The 17,948-nt window shown below is 53.9% G+C and carries 14 protein-coding genes and 2 riboswitches; of the genes, 9 read left to right on the top strand and 5 right to left on the bottom strand.

Annotation, left to right across the window (positions count from 1 at the left end; genetic code table 11):
• The first annotated feature begins 18 nt into the window (after positions 1-18).
• Genes AC3G2T_RS34055 through AC3G2T_RS34025 form a run of 7 tightly spaced genes read left to right on the top strand, consistent with a single transcriptional unit; the run spans position 19 to position 6,242 of the window.
• Positions 19-345 carry an L-rhamnose mutarotase gene (locus tag AC3G2T_RS34055; RefSeq protein WP_474686666.1) on the top strand — a complete coding sequence of 109 codons (327 nt, stop codon included), beginning with the start codon at positions 19-21 and terminating at the stop codon, positions 343-345.
• Between the two features lie 10 nt (positions 346-355).
• A complete protein-coding gene (locus tag AC3G2T_RS34050) occupies positions 356-1,123 on the top strand; it encodes an SDR family NAD(P)-dependent oxidoreductase (RefSeq protein WP_474686667.1) in 768 nt (255 codons plus the stop codon).
• Between the two features lie 18 nt (positions 1,124-1,141).
• Positions 1,142-2,218: an enolase C-terminal domain-like protein gene (locus tag AC3G2T_RS34045; protein ID WP_474686668.1), complete on the top strand. Its 1,077-nt coding sequence runs from the start codon at positions 1,142-1,144 to the stop codon at positions 2,216-2,218.
• Between the two features lie 22 nt (positions 2,219-2,240).
• Entirely contained in the window at positions 2,241-3,503 is a 1,263-nt protein-coding gene (locus AC3G2T_RS34040) for a hypothetical protein (protein ID WP_474686669.1), read from the top strand.
• 30 nt (positions 3,504-3,533) lie between these two features.
• A complete protein-coding gene (locus AC3G2T_RS34035; protein WP_474686670.1) occupies positions 3,534-4,328 on the top strand; it encodes a sugar phosphate isomerase/epimerase family protein in 795 nt (264 codons plus the stop codon).
• Positions 4,329-4,377: 49 nt separating this feature from the next.
• Entirely contained in the window at positions 4,378-5,391 is a 1,014-nt protein-coding gene (locus tag AC3G2T_RS34030; protein WP_474686671.1) for a zinc-dependent alcohol dehydrogenase, read from the top strand.
• 20 nt (positions 5,392-5,411) lie between these two features.
• Entirely contained in the window at positions 5,412-6,242 is an 831-nt protein-coding gene (locus tag AC3G2T_RS34025; RefSeq protein ID WP_474686672.1) for an amidohydrolase family protein, read from the top strand.
• Positions 6,243-6,718: 476 nt separating this feature from the next.
• Here the strand turns inward: AC3G2T_RS34025 and AC3G2T_RS34020 are convergent, their stop codons facing one another.
• The 4 genes from AC3G2T_RS34020 to gcvT all read right to left on the bottom strand — a co-directional run bounded on the left by AC3G2T_RS34020 (position 6,719) and on the right by gcvT (position 12,082).
• Positions 6,719-7,201, bottom strand: coding sequence for a hypothetical protein (locus tag AC3G2T_RS34020; RefSeq protein WP_488438235.1), 483 nt, complete (start codon positions 7,199-7,201; stop codon positions 6,719-6,721).
• A gap of 929 nt (positions 7,202-8,130) precedes the next feature.
• The gene (gene gcvPB, locus AC3G2T_RS34015; protein ID WP_474686673.1) at positions 8,131-9,588 is read right to left on the bottom strand and encodes an aminomethyl-transferring glycine dehydrogenase subunit GcvPB; all 1,458 of its coding nucleotides are present in this window, start codon (positions 9,586-9,588) and stop codon (positions 8,131-8,133) included.
• Complete coding sequence (gcvPA, locus tag AC3G2T_RS34010; RefSeq protein ID WP_474686674.1) at positions 9,585-10,940, bottom strand: aminomethyl-transferring glycine dehydrogenase subunit GcvPA; 1,356 nt, start codon at positions 10,938-10,940, stop codon at positions 9,585-9,587. Before gcvPA ends, gcvPB begins: the two co-directional genes overlap by 4 nt.
• A 50-nt stretch (positions 10,941-10,990) precedes the next feature.
• Entirely contained in the window at positions 10,991-12,082 is a 1,092-nt protein-coding gene (gene gcvT / locus AC3G2T_RS34005; protein WP_488438234.1) for a glycine cleavage system aminomethyltransferase GcvT, read from the bottom strand.
• Positions 12,083-12,186: 104 nt separating this feature from the next.
• Positions 12,187-12,303, bottom strand: a riboswitch (glycine riboswitch).
• Between the two features lie 3 nt (positions 12,304-12,306).
• Positions 12,307-12,419: riboswitch (glycine riboswitch) on the bottom strand.
• A gap of 197 nt (positions 12,420-12,616) precedes the next feature.
• On the opposite strand from gcvT, the gene gcvH reads away from it, so the two are divergent.
• Positions 12,617-13,009, top strand: coding sequence for a glycine cleavage system protein GcvH (gcvH, locus tag AC3G2T_RS34000; protein WP_474686676.1), 393 nt, complete (start codon positions 12,617-12,619; stop codon positions 13,007-13,009).
• Positions 13,010-13,954: 945 nt separating this feature from the next.
• Here gcvH and AC3G2T_RS33995 read toward each other — a convergent pair.
• Positions 13,955-15,211 (bottom strand): helix-turn-helix domain-containing protein, encoded by a 1,257-nt coding sequence (locus AC3G2T_RS33995; protein ID WP_488438233.1) that lies wholly within the window; start codon positions 15,209-15,211, stop codon positions 13,955-13,957.
• A 122-nt stretch (positions 15,212-15,333) separates the two neighbouring features.
• On the opposite strand from AC3G2T_RS33995, the gene AC3G2T_RS33990 reads away from it, so the two are divergent.
• Positions 15,334-17,607, top strand: coding sequence for a beta-glucosidase (locus AC3G2T_RS33990; protein ID WP_488438232.1), 2,274 nt, complete (start codon positions 15,334-15,336; stop codon positions 17,605-17,607).
• Positions 17,608-17,948 lie beyond the last annotated feature (341 nt).

The following is a 17,948-nucleotide window of genomic DNA, read 5'->3' as shown; positions in this document are numbered from 1 at the left end:
ACGAAAGAGAGTCGAACGATGAAGAACGGAGTCTGGGTTGCTTCTTTAGAAGAAGAACAAATAAGCGAGTATGAGCGGTTGCACCTGCGGATTCCGGATGCGATTCGCAGGCAGCTCGCGGATAAAGGTTATACCCGTCTGGATATAACCCGCTGCGGTTTGACCTTGGTGATGGTATGGGAAATCGACGAGTCACTGATAATTGCGGAGCGGCAGATCGATGAGCATGCGGAAAGTGATTGGGATTTTGTAACAGGTGCCTGCTTTGCCGAAAGCTGGCAGGCCGCCCCTGTCATCTTTAGTCTCCAGGAGCAGTTTGACAAATGGGGGAGTCCCCGCAAGTGAGGCGAAAGCAATGAACATCCATTTATCTGGAAAAATAGCTGTAATTACCGGATCTACGAGCGGTATCGGCAAAGCGGTGGCCGAGACGTTGGCGCTGCAGGGTGTGAAGGTCGTTGTACACGGAAGGGATGCCGAACGCGGGGAGCGGATGGTTGCCGATATATGCAAGCATGGCGGGGAAGCGATGTTTTTGCAAGCGGATTTGCTTGATCCGCAAGCTCCCGCGCAAATGGTTAGCCGCATTGTCCGTGAATGGGGACGCATCGACTTTGTTATTAATAATGCGGCGCTTGTGTGCAACAAAACGATGGAAGAAATAAGGAACGAAGACTGGAACGATTTGCTTGCCGTTAATTTGAAGGCACCGTTCCTCCTGATTCAGGCTGCGCTTCCATGGCTTAAAGAGAACAAGGGGGCGGTGGTTAATGTAAGTTCCGTGAACGGTATCCGCAACAAGCCGAACAATTTGATTTACGATACGATCAAAGCCGCCTTGAATCATATGACCCAAGGCTTGGCTCTGGATCTCCGGGAAGCGGGAGTCCGTTGTAACGTCCTGATGCCGGGGGGTGTGGCAACGCCACTGATCAATTCATGGTTTCGTCAGTTTACAGAAAATCCCGAGGAAGCGGAAAGACTGGCTGAGCAGGAGAAAACGCGACCGTTCATGGGGACGCCGCAGCAAATTGCAGATGCCGTATTGTACTTGTGCAGCGGGCAGTCGTCCTGGATTAACGGCGCGGTCATCCCGATCGATGGCGGTTTTCATATCGGGTAAAAGGGAGAAGCAAACCATATGAAAATTACAGATGTAAGAGCGTATGCGATCAAAAACAACATAGATATCCCTTTCCGTTGGCGAAAGGGATTGCCTCAAGGGTCTCATTTGAACGAGACCGGCATTCTCCGGATTATAACCGATGAAGGAATCGAAGGCGTTGCGGTAGCGCAGCGCGGACTAATGACCGTAGACTACGCGCAGCGCAGGTTGAAGGATTTGTTAATCGGGCGTGATCCGCTGCTGAAGGAGCAGCTCTGGCACGAGATTTGGGAGCTGGATCGTGCCGAGGAGTTTCAGATTTATTACATGGGCTTGGCCGATGTCGCTCTATGGGACATTACGGCGAAGAAAGCCGGCATGCCGCTGTATCAGCTGCTGGGCGGCTCCCGGGATCGCGTTCAGGCCTATGCCTCCACGGTTACCTATGCAACTACAGACGAATTTCTGCGAGTTGCGGATCATTGTTTGGAGCAGGGCTACAAGGCGATTAAGCTTCATGCCTGGGGGGACGCCAAAGCGGATGCGAAGCTTTGCCAAGCGCTGCGAAAGCATGTTGGCGACGATATCATCCTGATGTATGACGGCTCGGCCGGCTTCGATTTGCAAGAGTCCATTTATCTAGGTAAGGCGCTGGAACAGGCGGATTATTATTGGTATGAGGAACCGATGCGCGAGTTCAGCATCTGGAATTATAAAAAGCTATGCGACGAACTGACGATTCCCGTGCTGGCGGCTGAGACTTCGGACGGCTGCCATTACAATGCGGCAGATTTCATCGTTCACGGCGCTTGCGACCGAATTCGCACAGGAACTGTGCTGAAAGGCGGCATTACGGGTTCGCTGAGAATCGCGCATCTGGCGGATAGTTTCAATATGAAAGCGGAGATTCACGGCGGGGACCAGGCGAACGTTCAGCTTGCCTGCGGAATAGCGAACAATACGTTTTTTGAGGTGCTGGTTTGGGGGACCGGACCGATTGGTTTCGGTTATGAAGTCGAGCCGGACGGTTTCATTACTGCGCCGAAGGAACCGGGAATCGGCTACAAATTTGACTGGGAAGAAATTGAGAAGAAAGCTTACGCCAAAGTATAAGCCAAGAGCGGGAGGCACCGATATGAAATCTGCAATCAAATTTACAGGCATTCAAAACCCTTACGAACTCGGGAAATACGGGGTTGCGGAAAACGCGAAGAAGCTGCTTAGATATGCCTATATCCATCAGGAACTGATGTTCGCACAATGCGCGCAGCTGCCCTCTTTGCAGGACTGGGAGCTGAAGCAGGGAATCAGCCGCCATCTCTACGAGGACGCGGAAGCGGCGACGGCGCTCCGCGAGCGGATCGTCGAAATGAGAACGTCGGCCGCTTTGTTGGGCAAAGCGCCCGACCCGTTTGTGCAGCTTTTTTTCGAAGAGCTGATCCATGCGAAGTCGGATTTGGAGCTGGCGACGGTGCTGTACGGTTTTGTGAAACCCAAGTTGCTGGACATGTATCGGAAGCATGTGAAGGAAACTCAGCAGATCGTCGATCAACCGACGATTCGCATGTTCAGACAGATCATTGCGGACCTGGAGGAGCAAGTCGTATGGGGAGCAGACATTCTGGAGCATTTGCTTAGCAAGGAGACAGCGGATAGGGACGTGCAGGGTTTTGTCGATTTCCTCATGCAGCTGGAGCAGCTTGGAGGAGGCTTTGACGCGGAAGGCGAGAAATCCAAAGCATACCCGGACAAACAAAGATCCGGCAAGCCGTATACGATGGTAACGAACATTGTTCGCGATTCGACTATGGGACCGACTGTGAACCAACGCGCAAGCATGGGCATCGCTTTTGAGAACCCGGACGAACAACTGCTGGTGGATATGATGCGGGTGCGGCAGGAAGAGATGGTTGCCTGCGAATTGATTGCAAGCGTCATTTATTTGCAAAAAAATATGCCGTGGGAATTTTACCGCGATTTAGCGCGCCATCTGTGGGATGAAGCCAGACATTGCATGTTCGGTCAAGCCGCTCTGGAAGCGGAAAATCACGATTGGCGGAGCCGTCCGCAATTTGCCGGCGATTACGATTTGATCGTGCCGAAGATGGTGGAAATGCGCTATGCATGGCTATCCATCGGAATTGAGGATGCGCAAATGAAGCGTCCGGGCAAAGTGGCGGAATTTGAATTCTGCAAAAATACGGCGAAGCACCCGTTGATGGCGCAGTTCCAGGATTACGATTGGGCTGACGAAGTCAATCATGCGGCTTTCGGCCGGAAATGGACACCGGAGATGTTCGATGAGGATTTGGAGACGATTCGCGATATTACGGTGGGCCCCGTTAAGGAATATTTTACGCAAACCGGGTTGTCCTTAAAACAGATCGTGTTCAAGTGAGGATGCGTGCCGAAAGTCTGGGGGTATACAGTGGAACTGAAACTGTATAAATCATTGTGGGGAATGACGGGAAGTGTGGAGCAAATGTTCGAGAAAATCGCGGCAGGGGGATATACGGGAGTGGAATCCCCGTTATTTATGATAAGTAACCCTGCGCGGTTTCAGCAACTGCTGGCCGAATACAAGTTCGATTTTATCGCACAAATTTTTTCTTCGGAACCGCATAGCGATTCGTTTCGCGAGGAAGTAGGGCGGGCCGCTCAATACGGCCCGATTCTTATCAATGCGCAATCGGCTAAAGATTCTATGCCATGGGAACAGCAGCGCCGTTTTTTTGAAAATGCCCTGGCGGTAGAGCAAGAGGCAGGGATTGCCATTGCGCATGAGACGCATCGCGGCCGCGCCATGTTCACGCCATGGCATACAGCCAAGCTTCTAGAGGCCTATCCGGAGCTGAGAATTACGGCCGACATCAGCCATTGGCTGTGCGTTTGCGAATCCTGGCTGGAGGACCAGCAGGAGGCGCTGCGGCTTGCCGCCGAGCGGACGATCCATCTGCATGGGCGCGTAGGTTATCCGCAAGGGCCGCAGGTTCCTCATCCCGGCGCGCCCGAATATGCCAAGGAGCTGCAAATTCACCGCAGCTTCTGGGAGCAGGTGCACCGCTGTCATCGGCTTCGCGGGAGCAAGTCTTTGACCTGCACGCCGGAATTCGGCCCTCCGGGTTACATGCACACACTGCCGTTTAGCGGACAGCCGGTGACCGATTTATGGGAAGTATGCCAATGGATGGTGGATTGGTTTAGGGAAACCTTTGAAGCGTAACAGACTTTGACTGCTTTGATACGATGAACGAGAAAAGAGGAGTATCGCGATGAAGGCTGTCTATTATGAAGGGAACCGTTCACTGCGCGTCGATGAATCAGAAGCAGTGCCGCCGAAAGCCGGAGAAGTGCAGATTCGTGTGTCCTACGCGGGCATTTGCGGAACGGACCTGCACATTTATCTTGGACATATGGATCAGCGCGTCGCCTTTCCGCAAATTATGGGGCATGAAATGTCCGGAGTGGTGGAAAAGGTCGGTGAAGGCGTCGAGCATGTAGCTGTCGGAGACAGGGTGACGGTGCTGCCGCTGCATCCGTGCGGCGAATGCCCCGCTTGTTTGGCGGGTCACAGCCATATTTGCCACAAGCTGAATTTTTTGGGCATCGAGACTCCGGGAGCGTTCCAGACGTACTGGACCGTGCCGTCCTTTACCGTGCTGCCGCTGCCCTCCGAGCTGCCCTTGGAGCATGCCGCGCTGATCGAGCCGCTTGCAGTGGCTTGTCATGATGTGCGTATCGGCGAGGTCAAGCAGGGCGAATACGCCGTTGTGATTGGAGGCGGGCCTATCGGCGCTTTGATTGCGATGGTAGCGCGGGAAGCAGGAGCGAACGTGCTCGTCTCTGAAATTAATCCGTTCCGGTTGGAACTGCTGGCTAAGCTCGGATTTGAGACGATCAATCCGCTGGAACGGGACATCGCCGAGTATGTGACGGAGCGAACGGGAGGGGCGGGCTGCGATGTTGTCTTTGAAGTGACCTCCTCTCAGGCCGGCGCCGCGGCGATGACGAAGCTTCCGCGTACGAGAGGCCGCATTGTAGTCGTTGGTATTTTCAGCAAACCGCCGCAGGTCGATCTGCACCGTTTCTTCTGGAGAGAACTGAAGCTGAACGGAGCGAGGGTTTATGAGAAGGAAGATTTCGAGCAAGCAATTGGTCTGGCTGCTCAGGGCGTCTTGCCGATCCAGTCCTTGATCACTGAAGTGCTGCCGCTGGAAATGCTGGAATCAGGGCTTGCGCTTATGAATAGCGGAGGCTGTGCAATGAAGATTTTGCTGCGCTGTTAAGGGCAGAAGGGAACGACAACATGCGAATTGACGCTCATCAACACTTTTGGACGATCGAGAATCGGTACAGCTGGCTTTCGGAGGATGACGGGCTGTTATACCGCAACTTCGAGCCGCCGGAATTGAAGCCTCTGCTAGACGAGGCGGGCATCGACAAGACTATACTTGTACAGTCGGGAGATTATGAGTGGGATACCGCATACATGCTGGAACAAGCAGGTGCAGCGGACTGGATCGCCGGTATCGTTGGCTGGGTTCCGCTTGATCAGCCGGATGAAGCGGGCAGGAGGCTGGAAGCATACAAGAAAAACCCTTTATTCAAAGGAGTCCGCCATTTGATTCACAACGAAACGGACCCGGATTGGGTGATTCGGGATCGGGTTATTGAAGGGTTGAAAGTGCTGTCATCTTTTGATCTGACCTTCGATGTGGTTGCCGTGTTTCCGAATCACTTGAAGCATGTGCCTACACTGGCGGAGAAAGTCCCGGACTTACGCATCGCGATCGATCATTTGGCGAAGCCGCCCATTCTCTCCGGGATCATGGAGCCATGGGCTTCCCAGCTCCGGCCCGCAGCGCAATACCCGCGAGTGTACGCCAAAATATCGGGCCTGAACACGGCTTGCGACTGGGGGAACTGGAGCTCTGCCGACATTCGGCCTTATGTGGATGCTGCGGTTGCAACTTTTGGCGCAAGCAGGTTGATGTTTGGAAGCGATTGGCCGATCGCCAATCTGGCGGGTGGTTACAAAAAGGTATGGGAGGAAACGCTGCAAACGCTGAAACGATACTCCAAGGCGGAGCAGGATGCCATATTGGGAGGTACGGCTGCACACTTTTACAGCATCTAGCGGTTCGAGGCAAACGAAAAAACGGGTTCTTTCGCCAATGATGCGAAGAACCGTTTTTTTTGCAGGTTTTCTTTGCGCAGAATGCTAAATCTTTTGCTGCGCGCGCCACACCCGGCATGAGCTGTGGACTCGCTTAAAAGGGAGAAAAGATGCGAAAGTGCAGGTTTTTCTTGTAGAAATGGTACATTTTGGCATAAAACCTGCGATTGTGCCCGATTGTGCAGGAATTTTCGCCGCAATGGAACCTGAACTTCATGTTCCCAGCGATTTTGTGTATTATTTGTACGAGGTGAATAAGTAAAAAACACTGCTTCGGACCTGCCTCTCTGCTCGAGAAGGCCGGTCCGGGGCGGTGTTTTTTTGGATGGTTGGATCGGTGGACGTTTGTGGCTGTATGAGTTTGAATTCGTCCGTAAAGGACCACCGAGGTAGAAAAGGAGACGACAATGAATTAACATGTCTCCAAATAACTCTAATTAGTTAACAGCTAATTGATAATTGTATGGGCTTACAGTACTTTGATCCGTATACACATGTAGCATGTACTTGGTGTTGGGCTGAAGATAAATTTTAGCCTGTGATATAGAATTGTTATCAACAAGCCATTCTTTCTGGACATAGTCACCCGATTCAGTAGCAATTGACAAACCGTACACCTGTCCGCCATAAGGCATGACTAGCGTTATTGTTGCAGTTACTCCTGGATAATAAGTATAAGAAGGGAACTCGAGAAGGTACCAATCATGGTCACTTGGACTGCTTAATGTGCCCAATTTGCTAAAGCCGTAAGGATTTGTAGTGCCGGCTGGGGCTCCCGCAAGAAATGCTTCCGGAGTGTAATAACCAGTATTCTGGGTGTCGTTTTGTTCATAAATATTAGTGTTTGCAAGTGCGGAGTTTGTACCGAATGCCAGCATAGAAACTGTTGCTAATGCTACTGTGATGGTTTTTAGATTCATGGTTTAGAATCCTCCTAAATAAATATAATATATGGTATTAATTAACAAGTAAAATATTACCACGAGATTTGTAAAATGCAACATACAAATAGACTGGAATATAAAATTGGGAGTATATACCTATAATATTTTCATAGATTCTTTATTCTAAGGATTTATTGAGGTTTTGTTGTTATTGTAAAAAATACTTGATAATTAAGTCTTTTCCCAAAAAAACAATTTTGAGATTATAAGTTTAAACGATGGGGGGCAGGGAATACCGCTCCAAAATGCCTATGGACTTGTTTTGGATACTCTGGTTGGAAGCTTTTATACCATCGATATGAACTCATAGAATTGCAGTCTGTTGAGGAAGCTTGCGGTGGTAGGAGAATCAAAAGGGGAGCCTAATTTTTGGTGCAGCCGCTCTTTCTTAACGCGCGCTTCTCCCATGCTGGTTGCAGCCTTCTCAGCAAAGGGGGGATTAGGTGAATCGATAGAGGAAAACCTGCGAAAGTACAGGCTTTTCCTCCGAAACTGGCTTATTTTGGCGAAAAGCCTGCAAAAGTGCAGGAATTTTCGCTAAAAGTGAACCTGAGCCCGTGTCCCTGCTGAAAAGCCTGCACAATTGCAGGAATTGTTCGTGGCCAGCAATCAAGGACGCAAATTCATGTATTTTTGCAGGTTTTCTTCGTGCAGCTAGGCAGATTGTGGTCATTGCGACTGCCGCGGGGATTGTTCAACAGCCTGATATTTGCAGGTTTTCTGCATGCTAGGAGAAGTATTGCGGGAATCTGAGAGGATCATTTTGACAGACACGCGCAATGTAACTGAATGAGCCGGCCACTGAGGAAGACACCCATACCGCTTAATGCAGCACTCTATGCGGGGCGGGCTCCAAAGAGGAGCCTTGATCCCCGCCCGGTTGCCGAATTTTCGAAAGGGAATTATTAGCCGCAGCTGCAGTTCAGCACCGGCTTGCGCGCGGCAAGCGCTTCGTCCAGGCGGCTGACGATCGTCGTGTACGGCGCGTTTTTGACAAGTTCCGGATTTTCCTCCGCTTCCTTGGCGATCGTGATCATCGCGTCGATGAATTGATCGAGCGTTTCTTTGCTTTCCGTCTCCGTCGGCTCGATCATGATGCATTCCTCGACATTAAGCGGAAAATAGATGGTCGGCGGATGGTAGCCGAAATCAAGCAGCCGTTTGGCCATATCGAGCGTGCGGACGCCGAACTTTTTTTGGCGGTTGCCGGACAGGACGAACTCATGCTTGCAAAAGCGCGGGTGCGGCACATCGAAGTGCGGAGCAAGTCTGGCCAGCATATAGTTGGCGTTCAGCACGGCGTATTCGGACACTTTGCGCAAGCCCTCGGGACCGAGCGTACGGATGTAGGTATAGGCGCGGACGAGGATGCCGAAGTTGCCGTAGTAGCCTTTTACGCGGCCGATGGATTGCGGGTAATGATGGTCGAAATAAAAGCTGCCGTCTTCGCGCTTCGCGACGAGCGGCGTCGGGAGGAAGGGGATCAGCTTTTCCTTGACGCCGACCGGACCTGCGCCGGGGCCGCCGCCGCCGTGCGGGGTGCTCATCGTTTTGTGCAGGTTGAGGTGCACGACGTCGAAGCCCATATCGCCGGGACGCGTAATGCCCATAATCGCGTTGGCGTTTGCGCCGTCATAGTACAGCAGCCCTCCTGCGGCATGAACGATTTCGGCGATTTCGACGATCTGCTCCTCGAACAGGCCGAGCGTGTTCGGGTTGGTCAGCATCAATGCGGCAGTGTCCGGACCGACTGCACGGCGCAGCTCGTCGAGGTTCACCAGGCCGCGTTCGTTCGATTTGATCGTCACCGTTTCGAAACCCGCTACGGTAGCGCTGGCGGGATTCGTGCCGTGCGCGGAGTCCGGGCAAATGACTTTCGTCCGGCGCTCGCCGCGGGATTCATGATAAGCGCGGATCATCATGAGGCCGGTCCATTCGCCGTGAGCTCCGGCGGCGGGCTGCAGCGTCACCCGGTCCATGCCCGTGACCGCTTCGAGATCGCGCTGCAAGTTGTAGAGCAGCTCCATTGCGCCTTGCAGCGATTCCTCCGGCTGGTAAGGATGGATTTTGGCGAAGCCGGGAAAGCGGGCGACGTCTTCGTTGATTTTCGGGTTATATTTCATCGTGCAGGAACCGAGCGGATAAAAGCCGTTGTCGATGCCGAAATTGCGGCGCGACAGTGCGGTATAGTGGCGGATGACGTCCACTTCGTATACTTCCGGCAGCTCTGCGGGGCTCCGGCGCTGAAATTGCCGCGGAAGCAGGGTGTCGAGGTCGGCTTCCGGCACGTCGCATTCAGGCAAGGCGTAGGCGACGCGGCCAGGGTGGCTCATTTCAAAGATCAGCGATTTCAGATCGTTCATGCAAGCTCCTCCAATACTGCGGCGAAGTTGTCGATATCTTCGCGCGTTCTTTGCTCCGTGACGGCGATCAGCATATGGCCGGCAAGCTCGGGGTAGTCGCGGCCGAGATCGTAGCCGCCGATGATCTGATGCTGCAGGAGCTTGGCGTTCAGCTCCTGCACGTTCGCGCCGTCAGGCAGTTTGACGGCGAATTCGTTGAAAAAGCTGCCGCCGAAGGGCAGCTTTAGCTTGCCTGACGCGGTGAGGCGGTTCGCCGCGTAGTGGGCTTTTTGGACGTTCAGCTTGCCGACATCCCGGATGCCCTGCTTGCCCATCGCGGACAAGTACACGGATGCGCAAAGCGCGAGCAGCGCCTGGTTGGAGCAGATGTTCGACGTCGCTTTTTCGCGCCGGATGTGCTGCTCCCGCGCCTGCAGCGTCAGCACGAACCCGCGCTTGCCGGCGCGGTCTACGGTTTGCCCGACGATGCGCCCGGGCATGCGGCGCATCCAGCTTTCGGCGACGGCGAAGTAGCCGCATGTCGGCCCGCCGAGCGAAGCGGCGATGCCCAACGGCTGGCAGTCGCCGACGACGATGTCGGCGCCGAGCTTGCCCGGCGCCTCAAGCAGCCCGAGCGTGAGCGGATTCGCGCTCACGACGAGCAGTGCGCCCGCGCCGTGCGCGAGCGGCTCCACTGCCGCGATATCCTCCAAACAGCCGAAAAAATTCGGCGATTGGAGGATGACCGCGGCGGTGTCGCCGCCCAGCCTGGAAGCGAGGTCGTGCAGATCGGTCACGCCTTCGGGCGTGCAGCCGATCTCGACCACTTCCAGGCTCAGCCCGCGGGCGGAGGCGGCAACAATCGCGCGCGCCTCCGGGTGCACCGCACGCGAGATGAGCAGACGGCTGCGCTTCGTCGCGCCGCTCGCCAGGGCGCCGGCTTCAGCCAGCGCCGTCGCGCCGTCGTACATCGAAGCGTTCGCTACGGCCATGCCGGTCAGCTCGCAGATGTACGATTGAAACTCGAAAATCGCCTGCAGCTCGCCCTGGCTGATTTCCGGCTGATAAGGCGTGTACGCCGTGTAGAACTCCGAGCGCGAAATAACGTGATTGATCACCACCGGAAGATGGTGATCGTAGATGCCTGCGCCAAGGAAGCTGGCGTAGCGGTCGAAGTCCGCGTTGCGGCCCGCCAGGGAGCGCATGTAGCGCAGCAGGCTTTGCTCGTCGAGCGCGGCGGAGACGTTCAGCTCTCCTTTGTAGCGAACCTGCTGCGGAATATCTTGAAACAGCTCGTCGATGGACGAGATGCCGATCGTCTCCAGCATTTCCTTTTGATCCTGCTCGGTAACCGGTAAGTAACGATGCTTCATAACAGCTTGCAGCTCCTCTCTCGATCAGGGATCGGAATTCCGCCCTGAGTCTACGGTTTTCTTTTATAAAACGGCGTTGGGACGACTTTCGCCTTCACCCGGGCGCCTCTGATTTCAACGGCCACTTCGGTGCCCGGTGCGCTGTAGGCGGCTTCGATCAGCGCCAGGCCGACGTTCGTTTTGAAAGTCGGAGATTGCGTGCCTGTCGTTACTTCTCCGATTTGTTTGCCGCCGGCGAAAACGGCATAATGCGAGCGGGGGATGCCCCGTTCGATCATCTCGATGCCGACTAGTTTGCGGGGAGTGCCGGCTGCCTTTTGCGCGGCGAGCGCTTCGCGTCCGATGAACTCCCCTTTATCCAGCTTGACGAACGGGCCAAGTCCGGCTTCAAGCGGGGAAATGTCTTTGGAAAGCTCCTGCCCGTACAAGGGAAGCCGCGCTTCAAAACGCAGCGTATCCCTGGCACCTAATCCGGCCGGAATCAGGCCGGAGTCTTTGCCGGCTTCCAGCAGCTTGCCCCACAGCTCCACGGCATCGGCTGCGCCGACGTAAAGCTCGAAGCCGTCTTCACCGGTATACCCGGTTCGCGAGACGAGCGCTTGGACGCCGCCGATGTTCACGCCCTGCAAAAAGCGGAACGATTTCAACGTCCCGACCGGCGCGTCCGTCAGCTGCGCGAGAATCGGTTCCGCCTGCGGCCCCTGCAAAGCGAGCAGGGCCGTTTTGTCCGAGATGTCGTCCAGCATGACGCTGTCCGGGGCGTTTTGCTTCATCCAGCCGATATCTTTGTCGATGTTGGATGCGTTGATGACCAGCATGTAGCTGTCCTGGCCCAGCTTGTAAACGAGCAGATCGTCCACGACGCCGCCGTCTGGATAACACATCAGCGAGTACTGGCACTGCCCGGCTTCGAGCCTGGACACGTCGTTGGTCGTCAGCTTTTGCAAAAAAGCAAGGGAATCCGCTCCGCTGACCAGCACTTCTCCCATGTGCGACACGTCAAACAGGCCGGCTTGCCGCCGGACGGCATCGTGTTCTTTTTGAATGCCTGCAAACTGCACGGGCAGCTCCCAGCCCCCGAAATCGATAACCCGCGCTCCATGCTCCGCGTATACCGGAAAGAGCGGTGTTCGCTTTAACATCGTCGTATCCCTCGCCTTTCATCCGCAATTTTCGTACTGCGGTTATTTTGCCCAAAAAGCAAAAAAGAGCAAAAAGTACGCATGGCAAACACACATACTTTTTGCTCTGTCCTTTGTACCTGAGAGTTACCTTGCCTTGGGCTTGGGCCGTCCGCCTGCTTGGCAAGTTTCCCCTTGGGTGTCCGGCATGCGCGTTCGCTGTGCGCCGGAGCTCTCCAGAGATGCGTCCGATACAGGTCCTTTTGCCTGAGAGATTCACCCGTTCAGGTTTACTCCTTCGGCGCCGCGCCGCGCTTCATGTTTCATGCGCTTCGGCGGTCTCTCCCTGCATCCTCATCCGCTGCTTATTCGATTGGGTATACCGTTATTATGAGCCCAGCATGCTGCGGATTGTCAATTGGAATTTTTCCAAAAATTTCAGCGCGGTGCACAAACCTTTTTGCCGGAAAGAAGTTTTGACCGCCCGCCTTGACTTTGTGGTTTCCGTTGGATTAAGCTAAAAGCAAAATTTGCAGGCAAGCGAGGCGGAAAACGATGAGTCAAGTACAAGCCAATTTGTTTTACACCAAAGAGCACGAATGGGTGGAAAAGCTGTCCGATACTTTGGTTCGCGTCGGCATTACGGATTTTGCCCAGGATCAGCTGGGGGATATCGTGTTCGTGGAGCTGCCGAAAGCGGGAGCTTCCGTGACCGCCGAAGACAGCATCGGCAGCGTCGAGTCCGTCAAAACCGTATCGGATATTTTTTCGCCGGTGACCGGCAAGGTGGCGGCCGTGAACGATGCGCTGGAAGGCTCTCCCGAGCTTGTGAACAGCAGCCCTTTCGGGGAAGGCTGGATGGTCGAGGTGGAAATCTCGGGCGCAGACGCACTCGAAGGTTTGCTTACCGCGGCTGAATACGAAGCATACATAGGCACGGATCATTAAGCTGCCGGAAGGCAGCGGGAGGACGCTTCGGGGTCGGAGGCATGGGCAAAACGCCTCACTAACAAACAACCACTGACAACAAAAAGCAACCACTGACGGCAAAGTCAGCGGTTGCTTTTTGTTGTTTCGTTCTCTCTCAAGTATTCCTCAATCGTCGCTAGGGATTTCTAAATTTTCGGATTCTATTGCACGTGAGGAAACTATAATTGTTGCCCCAATCGGCTATGGTTTACATAAATTTGGAAATAAGCAGCTTGAATTGCTTGTAATCCAAAGGCGATAGGTCCCCCTAAAACCGGAGCAGTAGTTCGCTAAGCGGCCCGGCAGCGCGAAAACCTGCAAAAGTACAGTTATTTTCGATAGCAACGGACGAATTCGGGGAAAAGCCTGCGATTGTGCAGGAATTTCTGCTCGGATGGGGCTAATTCCCGAGTTTTGGCGTTAAAAACTGCACATTTGCAGGAATTTTTCGCGCCAGGAGCATCTAGGAGCAAAAAGATGTATTTTTGCAGGCTTTTGGCGCGCGCAGGGGGTTGGAACGCTTCTTGGAGGTAGCCAGCGCGTGGATTTCGGCCCGCGAGGCGTTTGATGGCGGTTGAAGCGCCACTTGGAGGAAGTCAGGTCGGTTTTTCGGCCCGCGAAGCGTTTGGTGGCGGTGAAACGCTACTGGAGGAAGTCAGCGCGGTTTTCAGCATACGAGGCGTTTGATGGCGGTTGAAGCGCCACTTGGAGGAAGTCAGCGCGCAGTTTTTCGGCCCACGAAGCGTTTGGTGGCGGTGAAACGCTTCCTCGAGTTAGTCAGCACAGCCTCTCCACACGCGGGAGCGGTTGAAGCCAGCGGTTTCCGCGTTCGCGACGCCAGCGGTGCCGCAGGGCGGCTTTGCGCTGGTTGACCGCCGCGCCGCGCGTTGGGAGATGCGTGCAGTACCTGCCCGCCATGCCGCGCTACCACAAGCTTTCCGCGCTCCGGTTGTTTCGATACTGTTTGGGCGTCGTGCCGGTATGCTTTTTAAAAATTTTGTTGAAATACGTCTGGTCGTAGTAATTTAAACGGGAGCAAATATCGGCAATCGGGTAGTCGGTCAGCACGAGCAGTTTTTTAGATTCTTCCACCTTTTCCCGCTGGATGTAATGGCTTAGCGTCATTCCGGTTTCTTTTTTGAACAACTGGGATAAATAATTGGCGTTTAGTCCTGTTAATTGCGAAAGTGTTTTGAGGGTGATTTCTTCGTACAGATGGTTGAAAATGTAGTTTTGACAGGAAGCGATCGGCTTCGACACATTGTGCATCCTGCTCTTGCGGACACGCTCGGCAAAGTCTAAAAACGCGTCCGCATAGGCGTTCTCCACATGTCTGACTTCTTTCAGCTCCTCGATATGCTGGATGTGCAGGTCGCTTAAGGTATAAGCGGTCTCCGGGAATAATCCGCCTTCGATCGCCGCGCGCGTAGCCAGGGTAATGCCGCAATAGGCAAGGTTTTTTTGGCTTCGCAGCCGGCTGCGCCGCGACAAGATGCCGACCTCTCCCGGCAAGACTACGCTTAACGCTTTGAGAAGCCCGGCTTTATCCCCGTTTTTTATATGCTGGAACAGCGTTTTTTCGTGAACCGGGTCCATGTGGAAAAGGGAATTTTCCCTCCGCGTCGACAGGCTGAGATCCACGTTGTTTACCGGCACGAACCGCTGCTCGAAATGATGGTTGTACTCGAGTACGTTCGTGATTTCGAGCGGTTCCTTATAAACAAGGTAATGGATGAGCATGCTTGCGTGAAGCAGGCGCATTTTGGGGATTACCGGGAGACTGCGCAAGTACTGGGACCACTGGGGACGGTGTTTGACCGGGACATGGTTGTCGTACATAAGGCTTGCGATCGCCTCGTCGGACAAATCGGAATAGACGGAGGGACCGACAACGAGTGTGCCTGCAAATTGCCCGTCCCGCTCGATGGAAAGCATGACGAAATTTTCCTCGTGATTTGTAGAACGGATGACAGGCATATGCGAGCTTCGTTCCCGTTCGGAGCCGGTCAATGAGCGAATGAGATCGTCATAGTTGGGAAATAATGGGCTCGTATGAAAAACAGAAGACAGCCGGAAGTCGATTTCATTGCCGGGATTCACGTAAAACACGGGAATTTGAAAACTTTCAAAAATAAGTTTGCCTATATATTCAAGTTCTTTTTTAACCTCCAATGGGACCACGAACAATCACCGCCATCTGAAATAAGTACAATTTATCTTAAGATAATACCATAAAATGAAGGTTCCGTGAATTATGATGGTGGTGCGACCGATGGAAAATACCGTTTAGGGGGTAAACAACTATGAAACGCAATATTCAAGAGCTTATTTCCAAAATGACACTCGAAGAAAAGGCAGGCATGTGCTCCGGACTTGATTTTTGGCATTTAAAAGGAGTGGAGCGCCTCGGCATTCCGTCGATTATGGTGACGGACGGCCCGCACGGACTGCGCAAGCAAAAAGCGGACGCCGACCATTTGGGGCTGTTTGACAGCGTTCCTGCAACTTGTTTCCCTTCGGCCGCGGGGCTGGCATGTTCCTGGGACCGGGAGCTGATCGGCAAGGTCGGCGTCGCTCTGGGCGAGGAGTGCCAGACGGAAGACGTAGCGGTGCTGCTCGGACCGGGCGCGAACATTAAGCGTTCCCCGCTGTGCGGAAGAAACTTCGAATATTTCTCGGAAGATCCGTTCCAATCTTCGGAAATGGCGGCAAGCCATATCCAGGGCGTGCAAAGCCAGGGAGTCGGCACGTCGCTGAAGCATTTTGCCGTCAACAACCAGGAGCACCGCCGCATGTCGGTGGATGCGGTCGTGGACGAGCGTACGCTGCGGGAAATTTATTTGGCGAGTTTTGAAGGCGCTGTCAGAAAATCTCAGCCTTGGACGGTAATGAGTTCATATAATCGGGTGAATGGGACGTACGCTTCCGAAAACGAATTTTTGCTGACCGATATTTTGAAAAATGAGTGGGGCCACGAAGGCTTTGTCGTGTCCGATTGGGGTGCCGTTAACGAAAGAGACGACGCTCTTGCGGCCGGTCTGGAGCTGGAAATGCCGGCAAACAGCGGCGTCGGGGAGCAGAAAGTGATCGAAGCCGTGAAGAGCGGGAAGCTGTCCGCGGAAGCGCTGGACAAAGCGGTGGAAAGACTGCTGAACATTATTTTCATGGCGGTCGACCACAAGAAAGAAAACGCTGCCTACGATCAGGAAGCGCATCATTTGCTGGCAAGAGAAGTGGCAAGCGAAAGCATGGTTCTTTTGAAAAACGAGAACGGCATTCTCCCGCTCAAGAAAGAGAGCAAAATCGCGGTCATCGGCGCATTTGCCGATAAACCGAGATATCAAGGCGGGGGCAGCTCCCACATTACGCCGACAAAACTGGACCATCCGGTCGAAGAAATCCGGAAACTGGCCGGCGCTTCGGCAGCGATCGCCTATGCGCAGGGCTACCGGCTGGATAGCGATGCCGATGAAGAAGCGCTGCTTGAGGAAGCGAAGCGGGCGGCAAGCGAGGCGCAGGTTGCGGTCGTCTTCGCAGGGCTTCCGGACCGCTACGAATCCGAAGGATATGACCGGGAGCATTTGAGCATTCCGGGCAATCAAATCAGGCTGATTGAAGCTGTGGCGGGCGTGCAAAGCAATGTCGTTGTCGTACTGCTGAACGGGTCCCCTATCGAGATGCCGTGGATCGGCAAAGTAAAAGGGGTGCTCGAAGGTTACTTGGGCGGGCAAGCGGTTGGCGGCGCTATTGCCGACCTGCTGTTCGGCGAAGCGAATCCGTGCGGCAAGCTGGCCGAAACGTTCCCTCTCCAGCTGAGCGACAATCCTTCCTACCTGTTCTTCCCGGGAGAAGGCGACCGGGTGGAGTACAGAGAAGGCTTGTACGTAGGCTACCGGTATTATGACGCGAAAAAAGTGCAGCCGCTGTTCCCGTTCGGATACGGATTGAGCTACACTTCGTTCGAATATACGGGCATCGAGCTGGATAAACGGAACATCAAAGATACGGATACGGTTACGGTCCGGGTCAAGGTCAAAAATACAGGCTCGCGCGCGGGCAAGGAAATAGTCCAACTGTACGTCAAGGATGTCGAAAGCAGTGTTATTCGCCCCGCTAAAGAGCTGAAAGGCTTTGCGAAAGTCGAGCTTCAGCCCGGGGAGGAAAAAGCGGTCGAGTTTGTTCTGGACAAACGCTCTTTTGCTTACTACAACGTCGATCTGAAAGATTGGCACGTCGAGACCGGCGACTTCGCGATTCTGATCGGCCAATCGTCACAGGACGTCGTACTGCAGGATACCGTGCATGTTCAATCGACGGTCGCGATCAAGCGATCCTACACCCGCAATACGACGATCGGCGACCTGCTCGGCGATCCGTCCAGTGCGGAACCCGTCCAGCGCCTGATGAGCCGCTTTCAAGAGACAAGCGCATTGACGGCGGAGCCGGGCGACGACCACGCCGACATGATGGCGGCTATGATGAAATATATGCCGCTGCGGGCGCTGGCCGCTTTCAGCCAAGGATCGGTGACCGAGCAAATGCTGAGCGATTTGCTGAACGAGCTGAACCGCGACTAAAATCGGATTCGAGGAAAAACTCGCGCACCCCATAAGCAACCTTATGGGGTGCGCATCATGCTCACTAAGATGGCGCAACAAGGTCACAAGCAAAAACACGATCCCTAGGCTTAATAAAGTTTTTTCTCTCCAAGAGTTAATGCTATCCAATCTGTGTTACTCCTTCACAGACTTTCAGAAAGTCTACCGCTTGGCCAAGGCCAATATTTCATCTGCAACGAGATCAGGGCGATATTGATGAATATAATGCTCGGTATCCTTAAGCACTAATTGCTTCGCTTGCACGGACCAGGAAGTAAATTCCTTTTCGTATTTGTTCCAAACGTCATTGGTAACCCCTA

This window comes from Paenibacillus sp. sgz302191 (assembly GCF_057749925.1).
The sequence above is the reverse complement of the archived record's forward strand: the minus strand, read 5'-3'. Positions and strand labels throughout refer to the sequence as shown.